We start from the raw sequence: 23,498 nt of genomic DNA, 5'->3' as shown, positions 1-23,498 counted from the left end.
GAAAGGCCCGTCATTCAGCCTTGAAGAGCCCTTGTTTTATTCAAACTCTTAGCTTGAATATATGCGTTTTTATGGCGTGTGTTTTTAGTAGCGTGTGTTCGGCGAATACTCAGCTGCTTGCTGCGATGGCTCAAGGTGAGTGGGGCGGATGCCCGGCTGTGCATACCGAAGGGTTGAGTATTACTGCCATCCCACTATCTGTGAGTATAGAGAGCGTACACCTAGATGTGTCTTGCTTGCTAGATACCGAGCCAGACGCTAGCTCTGAGACTATTTCCCCACCAATGTTACAGGCTGCCAGCCAGCAAATGTTTGATCAATTGTTGGCGCTTCCTCAAGCATTGAGTGCTAGCCAGGTTGAAGTGAAAAACTTGCAGCTTAGCGCTCACCAGCAGTTAATTACTCAGGGCAAGCTTGGGTTAAAACAGCAAGGTCAGCAATGGCAGCTTAACTATCAAGAGCAAGGCCCCAATTCGACCAGCCAGTTTAGTTTACTGATACTGCCTAAAAGCAGCCATATCTCTTTGAGCGGCATGTTAGGCAATACGCTTTTAGCGCGTTTAGCCACGTTTAGCCAACAACGTTGGTTAGTTGATTCGCGACTACATAATCTCGATTTTTCGTTAAGTGGTTTAGTGGGACAGGAGCTGAAACTTAAAGGCGCGCTTAACTTGCCAGAGATCGATGCTTCTTTTACCGCCAAGCTAAGCCAATGGAACAATTGGCACTTAAGGTTAGCAAGTTCGCCCTTAAGTATTGCCGACATAAATTTACCTGCGGCAAACTGGCAATTAACCAACGACTCTTGGCGGGTGAGTGTTGATGATTGGCAAGCCGAAGGCTCTGGCAGCTGGCAACTAAGCCCTGAACTGGCTGTTAAAGGTCGCTTAAGCAGCGAAAACCTTCTTCCCCTGCAACAAGCCTTTATTGATTTGCCTGAGCCTGCAAATTTGTTATCCGCTGCCGCTACCGTGGATTTTACTTGGCAATCGCAGCAGCTAACAGGGAGCATTGATGCCACGACAATCAATGCACTGTGGGGCGAGTTACGTTTTGATGATGCCAGCATAACCAGTGCGTTTAGCTATCAACCTCAGCAGGGCTGGCAGCATCAAGGTAAGCTTTCGCTGGCACAATGGGATATTGGTATTCCTCTATCAGAGCTTGCCCTGCACTGGCAGCAACCTATGTTTTCGCCGATAACTCAATGGCAAAGCCTGCTATTGCAGGATATTTCTTTCAATGTATTAGGTGGGCAAGCTCAGCTTGAAGAAGTGCCTTTAGCGTTACCAAATACAGCCTTACTGCAAATAGAGAAAATTCAGTTAGAGCAGTTAGTTAAGCTGTATCCTGAGCTGGGTTTAAGTATGCATGGCTCGGTATCGGGTCGTTTACCGATGCGCTTTGGTGAGCAAGGCATCGCGATTACTGATGGTGAGCTGGCGGTAGTAGAACCGAGCGGTCATATTTCGCTAACTCATCAATCCTTAGTGGCGGTTAAGGCGCAGCATGCTTCTCTTGATTTTGCGTTAAGCTTATTAGAAGACTTTGATTATGAAACACTTGCAGCCGAGGTAGATTTTGCCGAAGATGGGCAACTGGATATGCAGGTAAAGCTTATTGGGCGTAATCAACAAGTCAGCCCGCGCTTGGTAACCTTAAATTACGGCCACCAAGAAAACATTTATCAGCTATTACGTAGTTTACGTATTGGCGAACAACTGTCAGGACAACTGCAGCAATGGATAGACGACACATCTTCGTTAGCAGCGCCATCACCTTAACTATGGTACTCGGCCTTGCGGCCTGTACTCCTAAGGTTGAAGTGGCGGTAGATAAACCGATTACGGTTAACCTCAATGTAAAAATTGATCATGAGATTCGAGTGCGTGTAGATAAGCAACTTGATGATTTATTTAGTGACGATAGCGGACTGTTTTAGGAGAGCATGATGAAATGGAATAGCTGGATATTAGCCTTACTGTTGAGCTTAAGCTTTTCTGTAGCGGCAATCGATTTAGATGACGCCAAAACCAAAGGCTGGGTAGGTGAGCAAAGCAACGGTTTATTAGGTGTAGTAAGCCATAGCGGTGAAGTGAAAAGCTTGGTGGAGAGTATTAACCAAAAGCGCTTGGCTAAATACAAGCAGATAGCTAAAGAGAACGGCTTAACAGAGCAACAGGTGGCAACCTTGGCAGGTAAAAAAGCCATTGAGCGCAGTAGTAGTGGCGCTTATGTGCAATCACCGTCGGGCGATTGGCTGAAAAAACCTTAGTGTTGATGTAGGTAGTGAGTGATTTCGCTCACTAGCTGCTGATAGCAACGCAAAGTACTCTCTAAATCGACTGTTAGTTGTTCGCTGTGTTTCAATTGTTGAACGCAGCGATGTAAACTTGGGCTAGCCACTAGCGCCGCCATACCTTGCAACTGCAATAACAATCCGTCAGGACATTGCTGATTACTGACTGCTAGTTGAAGTTGTGCTAATTCTTGATCGCTACCGGCGATAAAATCTGTCAGCCAATGTTTTAGTAGGTCTTGGTGACCAAATTGGGCTTTTAGTTTAAACCAATCAATGATTGAATCGTTGCTCATTGTTTAGGGGTATACAGATTTGAGGGGAAGGGGGTAATGGTGGCATCTTCATGAATTTTGGCAAGCCCTAGTTTATCTACTTCATCAATGCGCAGTATATTGTGCATAGGCACAAATGTTTTCGACACTCCAGAAAATTCTGTTTTCAACTTCTCTACCGCAGGGTCAACGATCAGTTGAGCGCGCGCATCAAACACAAAATCTGCAAGTTCAACAAAACCCATCAGAGTGCCTTGATTAACCTGCCTAGCGTACAACTCGTAGGTTTTTCCATTACTAATAAAGCTTACTCGGTATAACTGCGACATTCCGTTACTCGCTGGGTGATAAGTTAACAGCTTTGATGCTTTATAAATCTACCTATAAATAGGCATTAAAGATATCAATTGTAACTACAATCACAAGCCGAAAGCTAGCGCTGCCGCTGCAAATTCACAATCTTTACAAAGCGATTTAACTATTTGTTTTCGGTGGGCTTTATGGGTTTATGTTTTTTGTTATTAGGGTTAAAAAATGAGGCTTGTTAGTAGAGGCTTAAACAAAATCGGCAGCCTAGGCTGCCGATTTTTTATTTATCTTCTGAATCTATTGGATCAAACTCGGACATTTCATTTGGGTCTACACCCAATTCTTGGCAGGCATCTAAAAATGAGGCCCCAGTGTGGCACATCAAAATATCGATGGCAGGTAGCATATTTGGCGCTTCTGACATGACCGACTCCGGCATTTGTTAATGAAAAGATAATAAAGTAGCAACACTCTCCCATAGTTTAGCAGATCGCCCAAGAGAGCTAGATCACGTTATTTGTGATGAATTGGTGGCGAAATCGGCAAAACGGAAAGGTTAATGTGAGGTATGCCCAGTTATTGTTTTTATAATCAGGCACCTAGCTTTAGTTATTGAATTGTTACTGATGAAAAAAGTTTGTGGTATTAAAGCCAAGTTAATACACTGAGCGCTGTGATAATTGTTTACTAAAATAAGGATATGAAATGCTCGAGTACTACCCAATGGTAAAACACCTGCATATGACCTTGGCTATGCTCAGTATTCTCGGCTTTATTTTTCGTTGGATTTTAGCGCTTCTCAAATCACCTATGCTTAATAAGAAATGGCTGAAAATCACCCCACACATCATTGATACCTGCTTGTTGGCAGCTGCTATTTTATTGTGTGTTATGTTGCAGCAATATCCTATTGCTCAAGATTGGCTGAGCGCAAAAGTAGTGTTGTTGGTGGTATATATTGTGCTGGGTATATTTGCTCTTAAGCGCGCGCCAAATCAGTTGGTACGTTTAGTGGCGGGTTTAGCGGCAATAGCGGTATTTGCTCAATTATTGGCCGTGGCGTTTAGCCGCTCGCCTCTTGGCATGTTTGCATAGGCTGGGCTGATTTATGTTACTTGGGGCGCTGCGTTCTTTATTACTCACTTTGTGGCGCTTTTCCACCATCTACAGCATTGTAGTGATTACCTTGTTGTATTGCCGTATCGCTGGCGTTGATTTTGAAACAGTGGATACCGGCAGTAATCAGCACAAAATGATTATTATTGGGCTGTACTTTGTCTACCTAGGGATTTGGTGGTGGGCGAACCCTTATCTCTTGCGAGGTCGTCGCCAAGCTTAACGATAGCGCCAGTAAGCAGGTAAAAATAGCACCAATACTGTGAGCACTTCTAAGCGGCCTAATAACATCCCCAATGACAACAACCATTTGGCCGAATCAGGCAGCAAATGGAAGTTATGGTCGGGGCCGATCACTCTTCCTAATCCTGGCCCTACATTGGCTAAAGCGGTCATTGCGCCAGACAGCGCAGTAATGGGGTCTAAACCCAGCAAGGCTAAGCCACTGGCGAGCAGAATTAAGGTGAAGAAAAAGGCGAAAATAAACGCTACCAGTGAGCGTACATGTTGCTCGCTAACTAATCGGCCGTTGTAGCGATGAGGGTATATACCATTAGGGTGAACCAGCTGCTTTAACTGGCGTGAGAATAAACCGCTGGCCAGCTGAAAACGGAAAATCTTAATCCCGCCAGAGGTTGAACCAGAACACGCTCCCACCAGCATCAAAAAGATAAACAGTACGGTCGTAAAGTTACCCCAATGACTAAAATCAGTTAAGCCATAGCCAGTGGTCGTGACAATAGAGATAATATTAAAGATACTGATGCGCAATGCATCCAGCAGCGAAAATGTGCCATGTAACCACAGCCATAAGCTCATCATTCCGCCCACTACTGCGATTAGGATGATAAAGCCTCTTACCTGCGCGTCGCGCCAAATATAGTGTATATCTTTATGGCGAAGTGTTTGCACCAATAGTAGAAATGGCAAACCACCTAATAACATAAAGGCGCTGCCCACCCAGTGGCTGGCATTGCTAAAGTGCGCCATTGATTCGTCTGAAGTGGAGTAGCCGCCGGTGGATATGGTGGTCATGGCATGGTTAATGGCTTCAAACCAATCCATGCCGGTTAAGTGGTAAGCCAACGCGCATAGCATCGATAACAGCAGATAAACTTTAAGAATATTGCTGGCCACATTTTTGGTTTTAGGGGTATTTTTGTCAGACCAATCGGAAGATTCAGTTTGGAATAAACGCATACCGCCAACATTTAAAAATGGCAAAATGGCTACGCTTAAAACAATAAAGCCGATACCGCCTAACCATTGCAGCATAGAGCGCCATAGTAGCGCGCTTTTGGGCATCTCATCCAAACCTGCCAGTACCGTTGAGCCCGTGGTGGTGAGGCCCGACATGGTTTCAAAAAAAGCGTCGGTAAAGCTGATGTGATCGATACGATACAGCGGCAATGCCCCAAATACACAGGCCACTAGCCATACGGTAGTGGTAAGCAGAAACATGCCACGAACTGACAGTTTAAAAGATGGCTTTTTCCCCCAGCGAATCAGAGCAAAGGCCACGGTTTGGGTCACTATGATGGTGTAAAAGAATTCAACGTAACCGGATTCGTCGTAAGCCATGCCTAAAGCAAGCGGGGCTAACATGAGTAGGCTGAGTTTAGACAGCACAATGCCTGTAACAAACATGATGGGCCGAAGATCGGGGGTAATCATCATGTGAAATTTAGCCTACAGGAAGAATGGGCTTGGTTGGAATAAACGTTCTACTTCAGGGATAAACTTCTTATCCACTAAAAACATCACCACGTGGTCGTCTTGTTCAATAACGGTATGGTCGTGGGCAATAATGACTTCGTTCCCCCGCATTACCGCGCCAATGGTGGTGCCTGGAGGAAGTTTTAGCTCGCCTACGCTGCGACCGACCACTTTCGACGTGTTGCTATCGCCATGGGCAATCGCTTCAATCGCTTCTGCTGCGCCGCGTCGTAGCGAATACACGTTAACGATATCGGCGCGACGTACATGAGTGAGTAGCGCTGAGATGGTGGCTTGCTGCGGAGAAATGGCGATGTCGATGGTGCCGCCTTGCACTAATTCAACATAAGCGCCTCGTTGAATCAGTACCATTACCTTTTTAGCGCCCATGCGCTTAGCGAGCATGGCCGACATAATATTGGCTTCATCGTCGTTGGTTACCGCAATAAATACGTCAACTTGCTCAATGTTTTCTTCGCTCAGTAACTCTTGGTCTGAAGCGTCACCACAAAACACAATAGTATTGTTGAGCATTTCAGCCAGTTGTTCGGCGCGGCGTTGGTTTCGTTCAATCAGTTTAACGCTGTATTGGCTTTCTAGGCGCTTCGCGAGCGCTGCACCAATATTTCCCCCGCCTACAATCATTAAACGGCGATAGGGCTTCTCAAGCTTCTGCAGCTCGGCCATCACCTTACGAATGTGGTCACTGGCGGCAACAAAAAACACTTCATCATCGGCTTCAATCACCGTAGTGCCCTGAGGGCGAATGGCTCGACCTTGACGAAAAATAGCCGCCACACGGGTTTCGATATCGGGCATGTGGTCACGCAATACCGATAAGGCATTACCCACTAACGGGCCGCCGTAATAGGCTTTAATCGCCACTAAACCCACCCGGCCACGAGCAAATTGCATCACTTGCAAAGCGCCGGGGTAGTCAATTAAGCGGCTGATGTAGTCGGTTACCAGCTGTTCAGGGGCAATGAGATGATCCAGCGGTACCGCTTCGTTGCAGAATAGCGCGTCTTTCTCCGCGAGTAATTCTTCTGAACGGATCCGTGCGACTTTGTTTGGGGTATTGAACAGGGTATACGCTATTTGGCAGGCTGCCATGTTGGTTTCGTCACTGTTGGTGACTGCCACTAACATGTCAGCATCGTGAGCCCCTGCTTCGCGCAACACGCTAGGGTGGGCGGCATGGCCAAATACTACCTGTAAATCAAACTTATCTTGCAGCTCACGAAGGCGGTCTTGATTGGTGTCTACCAGGGTAATGTCTGATTTCTCACCCACTAAGTTTTCCGCTAGCGTGCCGCCTACTTGGCCCGCTCCAAGAATAATGATTTTCATTTGCTAACAATACCTTAAGCGTTTATTGCTATTTTTTAGTGTTACCGTTGTAAAGGGTAAAGGCAAGCTTAACTGAGGCTTTTACGCAAACGCGCATAATAAAAACCATCCATGTTATTGTCGCCGGGTAAAAGTTGCCAACCGGGTTGTTCGGCTGTTTCATCAGGGTTAATTGGAATTAACTCAGCATCCTCAGTTTGTTGCAAAAAGGCGGCAATTTGCTGGCTATTTTCATCGGGCAATACCGAACAAGTGGCGTACAACATGATGCCGCCGGGTTTCAGTTCGTGCCACAGTGCCTGCAAAATCTCTTTTTGTAGTTTCACTAGCTCGGCGATATCGGCTTCTCGGCGCAACCACTTAATATCTGGGTGGCGGCGAATAACCCCTGTGGCCGAACAGGGTGCGTCTAATAAAATGCGATCGAAAGGCTGTTTGTTCCACTCTTCAGGCTTACTGGCATCGGCGCAATGCAAAGTGGCCTTTAAGCCAATTCGCTCTAGGTTTTCGGTAACTCTATTGAGGCGCGTTTGCTCAGTATCTACTGCCACCAATTCGCTTAACTCGGGTTGTAGCTCTAGAATATGGCAAGTCTTTCCTCCGGGAGCTGCGCAGGCATCAAGCACTCTTTCACCGGCTTGTGCGTCTAGCAGGCTGGCGGCCATTTGCGCAGCGCCATCTTGAACTGAGGAGGCACCTTCAGCAAAGTTAGGCAATTTGAATACGGCTTGCGCTTTTTCTAAACATAATGCTTGTTTAGCTAAATCAGAGGATTGGCTGGCTATTTCTAACTCGTTGAGTTGCTTTTGGTAATTATCACGCTCACCTTGCAGGGCATTTACCCTAATCCACATTGGCGCGTGCTGATTATTAGCCTCTAAAATGTCTTGCCAACGCTCAGGGTAAGCAGCTTTTAGTCGTTTGCTTATCCAGCTTGGGTGGCAATATTGTAAGCTGTCGTTGGCGGTAAGTTGTGGCTCTAACTGCTCACGTTGACGTTCTGCATTGCGCAATACACCATTCACCAGTTTTTTTAAACTATGCAGCTTTAGTTGGCCGGTAGCAGATACAGTTTCTGATACCGCTGCATGGGCAGGCACGCGCATATAAAACAGTTGGTATAAACCCACCATTAATAAGAAATGGCCATTGCGAATTTTGCCTTTTAAGGGCTTGTCCATGAGCTGCTGCAGCACCGATTCAAAGCGCGGCAACCAACGTAATACGCCAAAACATAGCTCTTTCACTAAGGCATGATCACGAGCGACTACTTGAGGCAGTACGCGTGGCAACATTTGACTCAGTGACTGACCTTGGTCAACCACTTGAAATAAAATGTTAGCCGCAGCGGCACGGGCATTAATTTGTTTTACTTGTGGCTGTTCAGCCATTTGCACTCTCCAATTGAGTACCTACTTCAAACCACTCTTTGCGCGAATTTAATACGTCAGCTGCAGAGAGCGCTTTTTTACCTGGGAGTTGGATCTGTTCTAAACGCAAGGCGTCTTTGCCGGTGGCTACGGTAATGCCGTGTTTATTGGCGCTAATAATCGTACCCGGCACCTGATGGCTCGCATCGGCTACTACACTGGCTTGCCATACTTTGATGTTCTGTTCAGCTAGGGTGAAATAACTCACAGGCCATGGATTAAATGCTCGAATGCAACGTTCGATAAATTCAGCATCTTGTTGCCAATCAATACAGGCTTCAGCTTTGCTCAGCTTTTTAGCGTAGTTAGCATCTGCATCATCTTGTGGTGTTGCAGTCAGTTCGCCTTTGGCGATGCCATCTACAGCTTTAATGAGAGATTGTGGACCTACTTCAGCGAGCCTATCGTACAGTGAGGCGCTGGTTTCATCGCTCGCTATCTCTATTTGCTCTAATAGCAACATGTCGCCAGTATCTAAGCCAATGTCCATTTGCATAATGGTGACACCTGAGTGGCTATCGCCAGCCCAAATTGCGCGCTGGATTGGCGCAGCCCCGCGCCAGCGTGGCAGTAACGAGCCGTGTACGTTGATGCATCCCAAACGGGGCGTATCAAGGATGACTTGCGGTAACAATAAGCCATAAGCCACTACCACCATTAAATCGGCGTTAAGCGCTGCCAATTGCTGCTGAGCGTCTTCACTTTTGAAGTTTTCTGGTTGGAATACTTCAATATTGTGTTGCTCGGCGAGTTGCTTAACCGGGCTGGCTTGCAGCTTCTTGCCTCGGCCTGCTGGACGATCGGGCTGCGTGTAAGCCGCAATCACTTGATGTTGACTATTGATAAGGGCTGAAAGGTGGCGCGCTGCAAAATCAGGCGTGCCAGCAAAGATGATCCGCAATGGCGTCATGCTGTTTTCCACAAATTGGTTAAGGCTTACTTGCGGCGAGCAAGTTTTTCTAGCTTGGTTTTTACCCGCTGGCGTTTAAGCGGCGACAAGTAATCGATAAACAACTTACCTTTTAGGTGGTCGAGTTCGTGCTGCACACAAATAGCCAGTAAACCTTCCGCTTCAAAAATTTGCTCATTGCCGTCGACATCCAAAGATTTAACTTTGATTTTTTCGGCTCTAGGCACTTGCGCGCGATACTCAGGAACAGACAAACATCCCTCTTCGTTAAGCGCGTCGCCGTCGGCTTCAATAATTTCTGGGTTTATTAGCGCAAGTCGTTGATCTCGCTCCTCAGAGACGTCGATTACAACAATTTGCTGATGAATGTTGACCTGTGTCGCAGCTAGGCCAACTCCTTCCTCTAGATACATGGTTTCAAACATGTTTTCGATTATAGTTCTAAGATTATCATCAATATTATTAACGGGTTGCGCTATAGTACGCAAACGCTCGTCTGGAAAACACAATACTTCGAGTACAGCCATAGCTTCTGTCTTTAATTAGGTTTTGGTAGATTGGTGGTAATTCTAGTCATTTATGTGACTAAAAAACAGCTTTGGATATAGGGATGTCGCTGGGAGACACTATGAAAGGGAAAAAATTAGTTTGGCTTTGGGCCTCTTTGTTGTTGTTAGTTGGAGGCGCAATTGCTGACACTTTAAAATTAAAGGAGGATTTTCCCGAAGTTTACGTTGTAAAAAAAGGTGATACTTTGTGGGATATTTCTGCTTTGTATCTACACTCTCCTTGGTTGTGGCCACGTTTATGGCAATTTAACCCGCAGGTAGAAAACCCACATTTAATCTATCCTGGTGATCGTTTATCACTGGTATATGAAAATGGCGAGCCACGTTTAGTGCGCAAACGCATTGTTAAAGTTACGCCAAAAGCGCGTATCGAAGAAAAAGCTCCTCCGATTCCAACGGTACCACTGGCTTCAATTAGTGCCTTTTTGACACATGACCATATTGTTGATGAAGATACCTTGAAAGGCGCTCCTTACGTACTAGGCGACAATGATGCGCAATCGCGTATTGCTATTGGTCGTGCCATGTATGCGCGTGGAGAAACCAAGCCTGGGCAGTATTACGGTATTTACCGTGTTGGTAACAAATACCGCGATCCGGAAACCAAAGAAGAGTTAGGCCAGATTCTTACCTTTATCGGTATTGGTGTATCTGAACGCAAACATGAAGACAACATTACTCAGTTTAAGGTCACTCAAGTACTAAAAGAGATTAACCAAGGCGACATCATGTTGGAGCTGCCTGACCAAGATCGCCTACCTGCTTACTTTGTTCCTAACAACAAGCAGATAGAAGAGAGTGGTTATATTATCTCTGCGGCAACCGATACCTCTGTAATGAGTCGCTACGACGTAGTGATTATTAACAAAGGGACTCGTGACAACGTGGCGCCGGGCGATATGTTTGCCGTGGCTCAGCCGGGTAAGGTGATGATTGATAAAGTTAAGCGTAAATCTTATGAAGATACGGCCAACCATTTTGACCGCATGTTTAATAACGACGAGCAACGCGTTAGCTTACCTAACGAAAAAGTCGGCGAGCTGATGGTATTTAAGTCTTATGAAAAACTAAGCTATGCCATTATTACTGATAGCAAAGTGATTCTTCGTCCTAACTATTTGGTGGAGAACCTATAGTTGCTACCGAGTTTATCGGTAGTTCAATATCTACTGCTTGCAGGTGTGCCTAGGTTTTCGGTACAGCGCCTGCAAGCGGCTTTATCTCATTGCTCCATTGACCAACTGCTCAGTGCTGATGAAACACAGTTACAGGCTTGGCAATTTAGCCCGCAACAAATTTCTGCCCTTCGTCAACCCAATCAAGCTCGTATTAACCTAGCGCTAGCGTGGTTAGAACAAAGCGATTGCCACCTTATAGGCTGCTTTGATGCCTTATACCCAGAGTGTTTACGCAATATTCAGCGCCCACCGCTTTTACTGTTTGTGCGTGGTAATCCAGCGCTCTTAGCTAAACCTCAATTGGCAATGGTGGGAAGCCGTCATGCAGGTTTATCGGGGCTTAATCATGCAAAAGATTTCGCCCAGCAGTTGGCTCAGCAAGGATTAACTATTACCAGTGGCATGGCCTTAGGCATTGATGCTGCCGCACATAAAGGCGCGCTGTTGGCTAGGCCAGACGCTACCATTGCCGTGGTGGCTACAGGACTAGACAGGGTTTACCCGAAGCGACACCAGCAGCTAGCGCACGAGATTGTGCAGCAAGGCGCTATAGTGAGCGAGTTTTGGCCTGGTACAGCGGCTAAAGCGAATCACTTCCCTCGTCGTAATCGAATTATTAGCGGCTTAAGTCAAGCCGTGTTGGTGGTGCAAGCTGGCTTGCCGAGTGGTTCGCTGTTAACCGCTAATTATGCGGCGGAGCAGGGCCGCGATGTGTTCGCAGTACCGGGTTCAATAGACGACCCTTTACACGCAGGCTGCCACCATTTGATTCAGCAAGGCGCTAAATTGGTCACTTCTCCGGTCGATATAATGGAAGAGCTAGGCGGATTTGGCGGTCAAAGTCCCTTGGCTTTACCCGCGGTGGAGCAAAATATGCAGGAACAAGATTTGCCTTATCGTCAATTGTTGGATAACGTATCTTATGAGACGACGTCAATTGATGAACTCGTCTTAAGCACTCAACAACCTGTTGATGCTGTTCTCGCTCAGTTAACTGAGCTTGAGATATTGGGTGTTGTGGCCGTTGTGCCAGGTGGTTACGTCAAGCTGAGGAGGAACTAACTATGTTTGATATCCTCATGTATCTATTCGAAACTTACATTCATAGTGATGTAGAGCTGTTGATGGATCACGATGAGCTCACAGAAGAGCTCAGTCGCGCAGGGTTTCATAAAGAAGAAATCTATAAGGCATTAGATTGGTTGGAGCAACTTGCTGCCCTGCAAGATAGCGACAAGCAGCCTTATTTAAATCCTTCTGAGATTCCCTCATTAAGGGTGTATACCACACCTGAAATTGCCAAATTAGACGTGTCTTGCCGAGGCTTTTTGTTGTTCCTTGAACAAATGAAAGTACTCAATGCAGAAACCCGTGAAATGGTAATTGACCGAGTGATGGAGCTAGATGGGCCAGAACTTGAACTGGAAGACTTAAAATGGATCATTTTAATGGTGCTGTTTAATGTTCCAGGTAGTGAATCGGCTTATCAACAAATGGAAGAACTATTATTCGATCTGGGTGATGGTCCACTGCATTAAGGCTTAAGTACACCGCTGCCAAGCGGTGTTACGCCAACTTATCATCTCGATAGAGCTTTGCTTGCGTCGAATCAATAGCCTATTGGCGCTATTTTGTTATGCTTAGCAAAGTTCAACGAGGTGTAAGCATGTCTAAGATTGATCCTAAATTATTTTCCGCACACGAGCACGCCTTAGAAAAAGAATACGATGTTTGCCCCAAATGTGGTGGCGAGCTGCAACATCGCAATAGCAAATCGGGCCCCTTCTTAGGGTGTAGCCAATATCCAAGTTGTGACTACAGCCGAGCATTGCACCAACAAGATCATTCGCTAGAGAAAGTACTGCCTGGAACTGAATGCCCTAAATGTGGTGAGGAGCTGATGCTACGCCAAGGGCGTTACGGCATGTTTATTGGTTGTAGCGCGTTTCCAAGTTGTCAGCACATTGAGTCAGCACAACCGCAAGCAGAAAGCGCCCCCGAGATTACTTGCCCCTCTTGCAACAAAGGTAAGCTTGCTTCTCGCCAATCACGTTTTGGTAAAACCTTTTATGCCTGTAACGCCTATCCTAAATGTTCATATGCAGTAAATGATCAGCCCATCGCTAAGCCTTGCCCTGATTGTGGTTGGAAGTTATTAGTACTGAAGAAAACTGCAGCAGGAAAGCGGGAAGTGTGCCCGCAAAAATCTTGTTCTTACAAAAGCGCGCCTCTAGTTGAGTTATAAGTTTTAGTGTTCTGAACTTTAGGAAATAGCTCTTAATAGAGATAAGTTGCCTATAATCGAAGAAGCTTCGATTGAGCAGGTAGCAAAACTAAAGTGATAATAGATAACTTTTATACTTTACGAACAGACCAACAAGTGATGATTATTAGTATTATTGGCTCTTGGGACGTGAAGACTGCTGAGGCATTTATTAAGGACTATAAAGCCTACGCTAATGGCTTGTGCCATGACAACTGGGCTCACTTCGTTTACTTTGATGACTGGACCTTGGCCGTCCCAGAAGTTGAACCATTAATCCATGAGATGCTGCAATGGGCGATAATGCGAAATATGACTCATTCGGTACGTATCTACAAAAAAAACACTTTAAAAGACTATCAACTGCAAAGGATGATAGGGCAGCAGCCAGAAGATCATATTAATCGCAATTTTTCTTCAGCAGCAGAAGGTTTTGAGTTTTTAGCTGAAAATGGCTTTACGGTAGGGCAAGCCTCAATCGTAGCCTAAGTGGTGGCAAAGTCTCTTATGTTTTTTTCTATTCGCTTATCTTTGAGTAAAGCTTAACCAAGGCGGTTAAGCTTTACTCGGCATACTGCAACTTAAGCTTCTACATCTAACTCTTTTAACTTGCGAGTTAGGGTGTTTCGGCCCCAGCCTAATAATCGAGCGGCTTCTTGCTTGTGGCCATGAGTATGCTCAAGTGCTGTGGTAAGCATGATGCGTTCAAAGTCAGGCATGGCTTCACCTAATATATCGATTTGCCCAGATACCAATTGCTGAGACACCCAACTTTTGAGTAGTGAGCGCCAGTTAGTATCGGCACTTTCCCCTTGCTCGGTAATAACTGGTTGGCTTAACTCTGGCGGTAAGTCTGCTGGTAGTACTTCCTGACCACTAGCCATTACGGTTAACCAGCGACAAACGTTTTCTAGCTGCCTTACATTACCTGGCCAAGCCAGTTGCATCATAAAGCGCTGAGTGTCTTTGTGTAGCAGTTTACTTTCTACATTCAGCTCTTTGGCGGCAATTTCTAAAAAGTGTTTGCCTAATGCGGGAATATCTTCACGGCGCTCACACAATGAAGGTAAATGAATACGAATCACGTTTAAGCGGTGGAATAAATCTTCACGGAAATCACCTTCAGCCACTTTTTTCTCTAAGTTCTGGTGAGTAGCTGCAATGATTCTTACATCCACCTGTACTGGAGAATGACCGCCAACCCGGTAAAACTGCCCGTCTGCTAACACCCGTAATAAACGGGTTTGAATGTCTAAGGGCATGTCACCAATTTCATCAAGAAATAGGGTTCCGCCGTTAGCTTGTTCAAAGCGACCGTGGCGAATATTGTTGGCGCCGGTAAATGCACCTTTCTCATGGCCAAATAACTCAGATTCAATCAAGTCCTTTGGAATGGCTGCCATGTTAAGCGCAATAAAGCTGCCGCTGGCGCGTGGGCTATGTTTATGCAGGGCATGTGCAACAAGCTCTTTACCTGTACCCGATTGGCCATTAATAAGCACTGAGATACTGGAGCGCGATAAGCGACCAATCGCTCGAAACACCTCTTGCATAGCAGGCGCTTCACCAATAATTTCGGGCGCTGGAGAGCTAGGTTTGTTATTTGCCTTACTGCCTTTTTGCTCTCTGGAAACCGTCACCGCACGCTCGGTTAACGAAACCGCTTCGTCAATATCAAAGGGTTTTGGCAAGTATTCAAATGCACCACGTTGGTAGGCATTTACCGCGCTATCCAAATCTGAATGGGCGGTCATGATAATCACCGGCATTTCTGGGAAATGGCTTTGAATTTTTTCCAGTAGGCTTAATCCGTCCATGCCTGGCATACGAATATCTGAAATGACTACGTCAGGTTGTTCATAGTCTAATTGCTGCAGCATCATTTCGCCGTCAGCAAAGCTTAGGCAATCATAGCCTGCCGTTTTTAACGCTTTTTCTAACACCCACCGAATAGAGCTGTCGTCGTCAACGACCCATATAGTTGCTGCCATGTTAGTACATCCTTAACGTCGTAGTGGAAGGTGAATGGTGAACTCGGTATGTCCTGGCCAGCTGGCGCATTCAATCTTCCCTTTATGCTGATTTATTAAATTCTGTGCGATTGATAAACCTAAACCTGTACCGCCTTCACGCCCGGTTACCATGGGGTAAAACAGGGTATCGAGTAGTTCAGTAGGTATCCCCGGGCCGTTATCTATAATTTTGATTTCTGCGGCCAGCTTAAAACGCTGCCCGGCAATTGTTGCTTGATGAGCGGTGCGGGTAACTATGTCTATTTTGCCACCACTTTCGCCCAGTGCTTGCACAGCGTTTTGTACAATATTGAGAAAGGCTTGTAAGAGTTGCTCGTGATCCATTTCAAAATCGGGAATGCTTGGATCGTAGTCTCGCTCTACGCTTATCCCTGAAGGCAAATCAAGTTTGACCAACTGGCGGACCTTTTCGAGTACCGAATGCACGTTGTGTAGCTCATGTAAGCCAGGGCGCTGTGGCCCTAACAAGCGATCGACCAGCTTTCGCAGCCGATCGGCTTGCTCAATAATAATGCCGGTGAATTCTTTGAGTTCTGGATTAACTAGCTCTTTTTCGAGCAACTGCGCAGCGCCGCGCAGCCCGCCTAATGGATTTTTAATTTCATGGGCTAAGCCGCGAACTAATTCCTTTGCGGCTTGTTGTTGGGCGTGTTGGTATAACTCTTGGGAAATTTTCTTCTGTTGGCCGATAGCGCGCATTTCTAACATCAACAAGTTGTATTGCTGACTATTAATGCGTGTGGCCGAGAGCTCGACTAATGCATGGTGGCTATCAAACACTAAGGTCACTTCGTTATCGGTAAAGCTCTGTCCAGAGCTACACACACTGCCAAGCTTGCTGAGGTCTAGAGAACTGTGCTTAACCTGCATGGCAAGCGGCTCATCAATAAGCCGCTTGGCACTTTGCCCGAGTAACTGTTCGGCAGAAGCGTTTACGTATTGAATTTTTAACTCAGCATCAAGCAGCACGATGGCGGTAACTTGATTTTCCAATACTAAACGTTCTAAGCCAGAGATCTCTAACACTACTCTCTCCTGAATGCGCGCACCAAGTTGGTGCTTCTGCACTGAGTTTAACCTCAAAAGGCAGAGAGTTGCTAGTTAGCCTCCCCCTGCTGCAGCTGCTCCAGCGCCAAATGCGTTAGCGCGGTGCAAAAATACGGTAATGGGTTTAGACGATGCAATTTCCTTGCCCGAATCATCAACCAACTGCACATGAATAGTATGAGCACCACGATCAATATTGGTGAGGTTAAAGCTCCCCATTTTAGTGATTTGCCCTTGGGGGACACCATCAAGCACCAACTTGTAGCCCATGCTATTTAACGGCAGTGGCGTAGTGGTTGCTGTAATCGAAATTTTGCCTTCGTTGTCGCGAATAGTTTGTTCATGACTTGGGCTGGTAATTTGTACTTGATACTTAACTGGTTTTTGTTTCTTTTTCAGGGGTGTACGCGGAGTTGCCAAGGGGCCATCGGTGGCTGGCGGAGCGACGTCTACCTGTAATTCGGTAGCGCCAACTTGGGGGCGATCTGAAAAGTGGGTGATGCCATTCTCATCTACCCATTGGTAAATAGTGTCGGCGGCTTGAACACTTACTAGTCCGAAACTGATAAAAAAAATGATAGCAAACCATTTGCTCATTGATAATTCCTCCATTCAACCTGCTAACGGTGGGCAAAAACCTATTGAAAAGCAATAAAAAAACCCGCTTTAAAGCGGGTTTTTTAAGCTGTGTAACGTTTTGTTTATACGCTGTAGTACAATTCGAACTCAACTGGGTGAGTTGTCATGTTGATGCGTTCAACGTCAGCTGATTTCAATGCGATGTAAGAATCGATGTAATCGTTGCTGAATACGCCGCCAGCAGTTAAGAATTCACGGTCTGCATCTAGGCAAGCTAGTGCATTCTCAAGTGAGGTCGCCACTTGTGGAATTTCAGCTGCTTCTTCTGCAGGTAGGTCGTATAAATCCTTGTCCATAGCATCGCCAGGGTGGATTTTGTTTTTGATCCCGTCAAGGCCAGCCATCAACATTGCAGAGAATGCTAAGTATGGGTTAGCTGTTGGGTCAGGGAAACGTACTTCGATACGACGCGCTTTAGGCGAAGGTACTACTGGAATACGGATAGAAGCAGAACGGTTACGTGCTGAGTAAGCTAGCATAACTGGCGCTTCGAAGCCTGGTACCAAACGCTTGTAAGAGTTGGTAGATGCGTTAGCAAAAGCGTTAATCGCTTTAGCGTGTTTGATGATACCGCCAATGTAGAACAATGCAGTTTCAGATAGGCCACCATATAGATCACCAGCAAACAAGTTTTCGCCGTCTTTCCAAATTGATTGGTGAACGTGCATACCGCTACCGTTATCACCAACAACTGGCTTAGGCATGAAAGTCGCTGTTTTACCGTAAGCGTGAGCTACGTTGTGAACAACATACTTAAGAACTTGAGTTTCATCAGCTTTTTCAACGATTGAGTTGAATAAAGTGGCGATTTCGTTCTGACCAGCTGTTGCTACTTCGTGGTGGTGCGCTTCAACAGTTTGACCCATTTCTTCAAGTACTAAACACATTGCTGAGCGTAGGTCTTGTGAAGAATCAACTGGTGCTACTGGGAAGTAACCGCCTTTAACGCCAGGACGGTGACCAGTGTTACCGTCTTCAAAATGCTTGTCTGAGTTCCAAGACGCTTCATCAGCATCAATTTTGTACATAGAACCTGACATGTCAGTTTTGTACTTAACGTCATCAAACAAGAAGAACTCTGGCTCAGGACCGAAGTATGCAGAATCTGCAATACCGGTAGAACGCATGTATTCTTCAGCGCGCTTAGCTACAGAGCGTGGGTCACGGTCGTAACCTTGCATAGTTGCTGGCTCAAGAATGTCACAACGAAGGTTTAGAGTGTTTTCTTCTGTGAACGGGTCTAGTACTGCAGTAGCAGGATCAGGCATTAATACCATGTCTGATTCGTTAATACCTTTCCAGCCTGAAATAGAAGAACCATCAAACATTTTGCCGTCGGTGAAGAAATCTTCGTCAACCTGGTGAGATGGAATAGATACGTGTTGCTCTTTACCTTTAGTATCGGTAAAGCGTAAGTCAACAAATTTAACCTCTTGCTCTTTAAGCAAAGCTAAAACTTCTGCAGACATGTTTTTAACCTCCGGTGTCATCAAAATTGATGGTTCAATCGATTTAATAGTATTTATAACGAATTAACGCTGTTGTGTTGCTTGAAGCTAAAACTGTGCCAACACATAAGATATTGATATATATGGTTGTTATGGGAAGGGGCATCAATTTAGTGCAATGCGATGCACTTTTGTGGTGCTGTTCTTGTCCATTTTGGTGCGTTAAGTTTCTAGCCGCACTTATCATACCCTAAGTGGGTAGGAGAAAAACCGTGATCAACTTAAAACTATGAGAAGTTGTCGTTTATATGTACAATAGCGCACTTTTTACTTTTACCTCATTATAAAAGGGCTGAGAGCCGTGCTAGATAAGTTAAGAAACATCGCCATTATTGCTCACGTTGACCACGGGAAAACGACCCTAGTTGACAAGTTATTGCAGCAATCCGGTACGCTAACTACTCGTGGTGATGCTGAAGAGCGAGTCATGGACTCTAACGACATTGAGAAAGAGCGTGGTATTACCATTCTTGCAAAAAATACTGCTATTGAATGGAACGACTACCATATCAACATTGTTGATACTCCTGGACACGCCGACTTCGGTGGAGAAGTAGAGCGTGTTATGTCTATGGCTGACTCAGTGTTGCTACTTGTTGATGCCCAAGAAGGCCCAATGCCGCAAACACGCTTTGTAACACAAAAAGCGTTTGCTCAAGGCCTTAAGCCAATCTTAGTCATTAACAAGATTGATAAACCAGGTGCTCGCCCTGATTGGGTTATGGATCAAGTATTTGATTTATTCGATAACCTTGGCGCAACTGACGATCAGTTAGACTTTAAAGTGGTTTACGCATCAGCGATTAACGGCTGGGCAACTATGGATTTAGATGAGCCATCAGACAACATGGAACCATTGTTCCAAGCAATTGTTGACAATGTTGCTCCTCCAGCTGCTGACCCAAGTGGCGATTTCCAGATGCAAATTTCTCAGTTAGATTACAACTCTTATGTTGGTGTTATCGGTGTAGGCCGTATTACCCGCGGTAGTGTTGTGCCTAACCAACAAGTGACTGTAGTGGGCGCTGACGGTAAAACCCGCAATGGTAAAGTTGGCCTTGTGCTAAGTTACTTGGGCCTAGAGCGTCAAGAAACACAGAAAGCTGAAGCCGGTAACATTATTGCTATTACAGGTCTTGGCGAGCTTAAAATCTCTGACACCATTTGTGATACCAACAACGTTGAAGCCTTAACACCACTGAGTGTTGATGAACCTACGGTTAACATGACTTTCCAAGTAAACAACTCTCCGTTTGCTGGTAAAGAAGGTAAATTTGTTACTTCTCGAAACATTCTTGAGCGTTTGCAAAAAGAAATGGTTCATAACGTTGCTTTACGTGTTGAAGAAATGGACGATCCGGATAAATTCCGCGTATCTGGCCGTGGCGAGCTTCACTTAGGTATCCTTATCGAAAACATGCGTCGTGAAGGTTTTGAGCTTGCGGTATCACGCCCAGAAGTAATTCTGCGTACGGTAGATGGCAAACTTGAAGAACCTTACGAAACAGTAACCATTGATGTTGAAGAAGCGCATCAGGGTAGTGTTATGGAGCAAATGGGCTTACGTAAGGGTGACCTTACTGATATGGCACCAGATGGTAAAGGCCGTGTTCGCATGGACTTCTTGATGCCAAGCCGTGGTCTAATGGGTTTCCAAACTGAATTCATGACGCTAACTTCAGGTTCAGGTTTGATTTACCATACTTTTGAACGTTACGGTCCACATAAGGGCGGTACGATTGGTCAGCGTCAAAACGGCGTATTGATCTCAAATGCTACCGGTAAAGCCCTGACTTACTCATTGTATAACCTACAAGACCGTGGACGTTTGTTTACTCAACATGCCGACGAAGTATACGAAGGTCAAATCGTTGGTATTCACAGCCGTGATAACGATTTAACAGTAAACTGTCTGAAAGGTAAGCAGCTAACTAACGTACGTTCTTCAGGTACTGATGAAGCACAAGTACTAACGCCACCGATTCTTATGACTCTTGAGCAAGCGCTTGAGTTTATTGATGATGACGAGCTAGTAGAAGTGACGCCTGAAAGCATTCGTATTCGTAAGCGTTTGCTTACCGAAAACGAACGTAAGCGTGCGGGTCGCCCACCTAAAGCACCATAAGCGAGCGCTTATAAGGTGATTGAAAAAAGGCAGCTTAGGCTGCCTTTTTTAGTTTTTGTAAAAATTTTTGTTAAGCGGGGGAGTTGGTGAGTAAGCCTATTTTAGGGTTAACGCTTTGTTTAATCAGCTCAAACAAAGGTTGGTATAACAAAGGGAGTTGCTCTTGAAAGCGCTCAAGAGTGATGTGGTAAGCCGCTCTAATACCGTGGTAATCAATATTTGGGCTAATGCGCGTCATCTTAATGCCAAACAAGGACAAGCTTCGAGCGAGTTTGGGTTCAACCATCACGTAAGCGTGTTTAATGCCACTTTGTTCAGCAACTATCGATGCTGCTAAATATAAGCTCATGGTGATATAGGGAAAGGTTCTCAGCTCTTTCTGGCTAAATTCCGCTAAGGTCATGCCTGAAGGCCGATTACCACTTTTGTTATCAATTTTCCTACGACGAAATTGAGTATCTAAAGCCACGCGCGACACTTCGCAAATACTTTCTCTGGCAAAATTATCTGGGTGCAATGCTTGATGAGTAATAGCCGAACCGCAGGCATCCAAAATAGGCAGGCTCTGCTGACCTTTTGGGTGCACCATTCTTAAGCAACCGGCATCAAGCCCGCTGGTTAAATGTTGTACTCGGCAATACTGAGAGTAGCTATCGTAGTTGTCTTTTTCCTGCTGCAGCTTATTACTAGGTTCAAATTTAAACTCTTCACAATAAACACGATGGCGTAATTGATAGACCTTCTTCACTTCAGAATCGTTACTCGCGATACTCGCTTGAAAAAAACGTTGGTAGCGTTGTGCGAGTTCTTCGCCTTGGTGCTGAAGTGCTAATTGCTTTACAGAGGAGGCGCTTAGTTGCAATTTACGCGGAGCAATGGAACTGGGTTGTTGATGACTCACATGAAAACCTAGATATATCCTATAAATCGCCAAGCATAACGAGCGAAAATGTATAATTATGGGGGAATCGATTACATGCTTAAATGGCTATTTAGTCACTTTATTTAGATGTTTTTGTGATTGAAATGTGCGGTAGCTCAGTTTATAGATGCTGAAAGCCTTATTCATGCTATAAATGTATTGTAGTGGATAACAGTTGGAGGCTCGGCGTTTAGGGCTTGTTAGCTAAGTATTGTATTGAAGAATATTGTCCTTAGCTCGAATGATTACTTCCTGTAATAGTGTTGCGCTTGAATAAAAATTCAGTAGTGAATAATGTGCCTTGCTAGGACTTAGGCCGTTTAATTGCTACAGTAAAGGACTAAAAATATGGATGATATTTTCCATCAACCGTCGATAAACGGGACGTTTTCGCCAGGCAATAGCATCCACTTTACTGCTCTGTTGTAAGTAGTGTTGCATGATTCTGTATAAATCTTTGGCGTAATCTTTGTCATCAATAATCGATGTCACTTCAAAGTTAAGCCATAAACTGCGCATGTCTAAATTTACGGTGCCCACCAAAGCAACTTGTTGATCGATTAGCAGGCTTTTGGTGTGTAATAAACCGCCATTGAATTTGAAGATATTAACGCCAGCATCTAATAGTTGCTGATAAAAGGAATGGCTGGCATACCGTACCAAAAAGGAGTCATTTCTTGCGGGTAAAATTAGGTTAACTTCTACCCCGCGATTAGCGGCTGTCACTAAAGCCATTTGCAGGCTTTCATCAGGTACAAAGTAAGGGCTGGTTAATACAATTTGTTGCTTGGCTAAGTATAAAGACGAAAGCAGTAACTGAATAATATGGTCGCCAAAGATGCCAGGTCCTGAAGGCATAATCTGCATGAGCTGCTGGCCAGCAGAGGCGGCAGGGGAGACTAAATCCAATTGCTCGATAAGTGCCAAGCCAGTTTCCATTTCAATATCGTAAGCGACCACCGCTTGCAGGTTTACTGCAGCGGGACCTTCCACCCTCAACATCAAATCAACCCATTGGCCAAGGCCACGCTGCTGATTAAATAAGCGTGGGTCTACGAGATTCATAGAGCCGGTATACGCCACGTGTTGGTCAATGGCAGCAATTTTTCGGTGCAGCCTTAAATCTATACGTTGTAGTAGCATTCGAATGGGGTTGGCGTGTAATGCTTCAATCACATTTACGCCAGCATGTTCGAGTTGGGTTCTTTTTTCAGAGCTTAAAAACTCTCTTGAGCCTACAGAGTCAGCCAGTAAGTACACACTTACTTTTCGTTGGGCAGCAAGCGCCAAAGCGTCTAACAAGGGGTCGACTAATCCACCGAGTTGTACAATGTAAAACTCAAGGTAGATGGTGGTTTTTGCTTGGTGTATATCTTGGGTTAGCTGGCTTAGCGTAGAGAGGGAATCTTCAAGGTTTTGTAATAAATTCCCTCCCAATATTGGCAAGCCAAGCAAGCGCCGGGTGAGTTTATTTAGGGGTTCTGCTTGTTCTGAACAGGATCGCTCTACAGCGTGAGGAGAACGCTTGAATTGGTGTACACTTTGTTTGTACTTGGTTTCCATTACTCGCGCTCGTCTAGCGCGCAAGCGGCCCAAATAGCGCTCACCAAATAGCTGGTAGCAAATAATACCCAGTAAAGGTACGGCAAAAATCAGTAGTAGCCAGGTAAGGGTTACGCCTACTGGGCGGCGTTTTAACATCACTTGCAGGGCCACTGCAATAATCAGCAAAACATAAATGAGCAAACCTAAGTCAGACAAAAATGAATCTAGCACTGTGGCCCCTAACCCTGCACAACCTCTGTTTAA

At 45.4% G+C, this 23,498-nt stretch carries 25 protein-coding genes; 11 read left to right on the top strand and 14 right to left on the bottom strand.

Going from position 1 to position 23,498, the window contains the following annotated elements; genetic code table 11:
- The first annotated feature begins 71 nt into the window (after positions 1–71).
- The 3 genes from Q4592_RS15155 to Q4592_RS15145 are packed head-to-tail and all read left to right on the top strand — an operon-like array spanning position 72 to position 2,275.
- Entirely contained in the window at positions 72–1,784 is a 1,713-nt protein-coding gene (locus Q4592_RS15155; protein ID WP_303514622.1) for a YdbH domain-containing protein, read from the top strand.
- Between the two features lie 2 nt (positions 1,785–1,786).
- Entirely contained in the window at positions 1,787–1,942 is a 156-nt protein-coding gene (locus tag Q4592_RS15150) for a YnbE family lipoprotein (RefSeq protein ID WP_174235933.1), read from the top strand.
- Positions 1,943–1,948: 6 nt separating this feature from the next.
- Positions 1,949–2,275 carry a YdbL family protein gene (locus tag Q4592_RS15145; protein WP_303514619.1) on the top strand — a complete coding sequence of 109 codons (327 nt, stop codon included), beginning with the start codon at positions 1,949–1,951 and terminating at the stop codon, positions 2,273–2,275.
- Here the strand turns inward: Q4592_RS15145 and Q4592_RS15140 are convergent.
- The 3 genes from Q4592_RS15140 to Q4592_RS15130 form a co-directional block, all read right to left on the bottom strand.
- Entirely contained in the window at positions 2,272–2,595 is a 324-nt protein-coding gene (locus tag Q4592_RS15140; RefSeq protein WP_303514618.1) for a hypothetical protein, read from the bottom strand. The genes Q4592_RS15145 and Q4592_RS15140 overlap by 4 nt on opposite strands.
- Positions 2,592–2,903 (bottom strand): DUF1820 family protein, encoded by a 312-nt coding sequence (locus Q4592_RS15135; protein ID WP_137672456.1) that lies wholly within the window; start codon positions 2,901–2,903, stop codon positions 2,592–2,594. Before Q4592_RS15135 ends, Q4592_RS15140 begins: the two co-directional genes overlap by 4 nt.
- 260 nt (positions 2,904–3,163) lie before the next feature.
- Positions 3,164–3,307: a hypothetical protein gene (locus Q4592_RS15130; protein WP_174235929.1), complete on the bottom strand. Its 144-nt coding sequence runs from the start codon at positions 3,305–3,307 to the stop codon at positions 3,164–3,166.
- Positions 3,308–3,588: 281 nt separating this feature from the next.
- Between Q4592_RS15130 and Q4592_RS15125 the strand changes: the two genes are divergently transcribed.
- Together Q4592_RS15125 and Q4592_RS15120 are read left to right on the top strand one after the other, a co-directional pair.
- Positions 3,589–3,978 carry a SirB2 family protein gene (locus tag Q4592_RS15125; protein ID WP_303514615.1) on the top strand — a complete coding sequence of 130 codons (390 nt, stop codon included), beginning with the start codon at positions 3,589–3,591 and terminating at the stop codon, positions 3,976–3,978.
- 13 nt (positions 3,979–3,991) lie between these two features.
- Positions 3,992–4,222, top strand: a complete 231-nt coding sequence (locus Q4592_RS15120) for a hypothetical protein (protein WP_137672454.1) — start codon at positions 3,992–3,994, stop codon at positions 4,220–4,222.
- Here the strand turns inward: Q4592_RS15120 and Q4592_RS15115 are convergent.
- The 5 genes from Q4592_RS15115 to def all read right to left on the bottom strand — a co-directional run bounded on the left by Q4592_RS15115 (position 4,219) and on the right by def (position 9,932).
- A complete protein-coding gene (locus Q4592_RS15115) occupies positions 4,219–5,673 on the bottom strand; it encodes a TrkH family potassium uptake protein (RefSeq protein ID WP_137672611.1) in 1,455 nt (484 codons plus the stop codon). The genes Q4592_RS15120 and Q4592_RS15115 overlap by 4 nt on opposite strands.
- Positions 5,674–5,688: 15 nt before the next feature.
- Positions 5,689–7,065: a Trk system potassium transporter TrkA gene (gene trkA / locus Q4592_RS15110; RefSeq protein WP_137672453.1), complete on the bottom strand. Its 1,377-nt coding sequence runs from the start codon at positions 7,063–7,065 to the stop codon at positions 5,689–5,691.
- Positions 7,066–7,133: 68 nt separating this feature from the next.
- Positions 7,134–8,456: a 16S rRNA (cytosine(967)-C(5))-methyltransferase RsmB gene (rsmB, locus tag Q4592_RS15105; protein ID WP_303514611.1), complete on the bottom strand. Its 1,323-nt coding sequence runs from the start codon at positions 8,454–8,456 to the stop codon at positions 7,134–7,136.
- A complete protein-coding gene (gene fmt / locus Q4592_RS15100) occupies positions 8,449–9,405 on the bottom strand; it encodes a methionyl-tRNA formyltransferase (RefSeq protein WP_303514609.1) in 957 nt (318 codons plus the stop codon). Before fmt ends, rsmB begins: the two co-directional genes overlap by 8 nt.
- A gap of 26 nt (positions 9,406–9,431) precedes the next feature.
- Positions 9,432–9,932, bottom strand: a complete 501-nt coding sequence (gene def / locus Q4592_RS15095; RefSeq protein ID WP_137672450.1) for a peptide deformylase — start codon at positions 9,930–9,932, stop codon at positions 9,432–9,434.
- A gap of 101 nt (positions 9,933–10,033) precedes the next feature.
- On the opposite strand from def, the gene Q4592_RS15090 reads away from it, so the two are divergent.
- From Q4592_RS15090 to Q4592_RS15070, 5 genes are all read left to right on the top strand, one after another.
- The gene (locus tag Q4592_RS15090; protein ID WP_303514607.1) at positions 10,034–11,110 is read left to right on the top strand and encodes a LysM peptidoglycan-binding domain-containing protein; all 1,077 of its coding nucleotides are present in this window, start codon (positions 10,034–10,036) and stop codon (positions 11,108–11,110) included.
- Complete coding sequence (dprA, locus tag Q4592_RS15085; RefSeq protein ID WP_303514606.1) at positions 11,111–12,214, top strand: DNA-processing protein DprA; 1,104 nt, start codon at positions 11,111–11,113, stop codon at positions 12,212–12,214.
- A gap of 2 nt (positions 12,215–12,216) precedes the next feature.
- A complete protein-coding gene (locus tag Q4592_RS15080) occupies positions 12,217–12,690 on the top strand; it encodes a DUF494 family protein (RefSeq protein WP_137672447.1) in 474 nt (157 codons plus the stop codon).
- 128 nt (positions 12,691–12,818) lie between these two features.
- Positions 12,819–13,397, top strand: a complete 579-nt coding sequence (locus tag Q4592_RS15075) for a type I DNA topoisomerase (RefSeq protein ID WP_303514602.1) — start codon at positions 12,819–12,821, stop codon at positions 13,395–13,397.
- A 135-nt stretch (positions 13,398–13,532) separates the two neighbouring features.
- Positions 13,533–13,904, top strand: coding sequence for a hypothetical protein (locus tag Q4592_RS15070; protein WP_303514600.1), 372 nt, complete (start codon positions 13,533–13,535; stop codon positions 13,902–13,904).
- A gap of 92 nt (positions 13,905–13,996) precedes the next feature.
- Here the strand turns inward: Q4592_RS15070 and glnG are convergent, their stop codons facing one another.
- From glnG to glnA, 4 genes are all read right to left on the bottom strand, one after another.
- Positions 13,997–15,406, bottom strand: a complete 1,410-nt coding sequence (glnG, locus tag Q4592_RS15065) for a nitrogen regulation protein NR(I) (RefSeq protein WP_137672444.1) — start codon at positions 15,404–15,406, stop codon at positions 13,997–13,999.
- A gap of 12 nt (positions 15,407–15,418) precedes the next feature.
- A complete protein-coding gene (gene glnL / locus Q4592_RS15060) occupies positions 15,419–16,474 on the bottom strand; it encodes a nitrogen regulation protein NR(II) (protein WP_137672610.1) in 1,056 nt (351 codons plus the stop codon).
- Between the two features lie 75 nt (positions 16,475–16,549).
- The gene (locus Q4592_RS15055) at positions 16,550–17,092 is read right to left on the bottom strand and encodes a DUF4124 domain-containing protein (protein WP_303514596.1); all 543 of its coding nucleotides are present in this window, start codon (positions 17,090–17,092) and stop codon (positions 16,550–16,552) included.
- A gap of 104 nt (positions 17,093–17,196) precedes the next feature.
- The gene (glnA, locus tag Q4592_RS15050) at positions 17,197–18,603 is read right to left on the bottom strand and encodes a glutamate--ammonia ligase (protein ID WP_137672442.1); all 1,407 of its coding nucleotides are present in this window, start codon (positions 18,601–18,603) and stop codon (positions 17,197–17,199) included.
- 340 nt (positions 18,604–18,943) lie between these two features.
- Between glnA and typA the strand changes: the two genes are divergently transcribed.
- A complete protein-coding gene (typA, locus tag Q4592_RS15045; protein ID WP_303514594.1) occupies positions 18,944–20,767 on the top strand; it encodes a translational GTPase TypA in 1,824 nt (607 codons plus the stop codon).
- 70 nt (positions 20,768–20,837) lie between these two features.
- On the opposite strand, the gene Q4592_RS15040 is transcribed toward typA, so the two are convergent.
- Both Q4592_RS15040 and cls read right to left on the bottom strand, forming a co-directional pair.
- Positions 20,838–21,668 carry a PEP-CTERM/exosortase system-associated acyltransferase gene (locus Q4592_RS15040; RefSeq protein ID WP_303514593.1) on the bottom strand — a complete coding sequence of 277 codons (831 nt, stop codon included), beginning with the start codon at positions 21,666–21,668 and terminating at the stop codon, positions 20,838–20,840.
- Positions 21,669–22,016: 348 nt separating this feature from the next.
- Positions 22,017–23,465: a cardiolipin synthase gene (gene cls / locus Q4592_RS15035; RefSeq protein ID WP_303514592.1), complete on the bottom strand. Its 1,449-nt coding sequence runs from the start codon at positions 23,463–23,465 to the stop codon at positions 22,017–22,019.
- Positions 23,466–23,498 lie beyond the last annotated feature (33 nt).

Origin of the sequence: Agarivorans sp. 1_MG-2023 (assembly GCF_030548385.1) — a bacterium.
Lineage (GTDB): Bacteria > Pseudomonadota > Gammaproteobacteria > Enterobacterales > Celerinatantimonadaceae > Agarivorans.
Note: the sequence above shows the minus strand (reverse complement) of the source record. Positions and strands in the feature narration are given on the sequence as shown.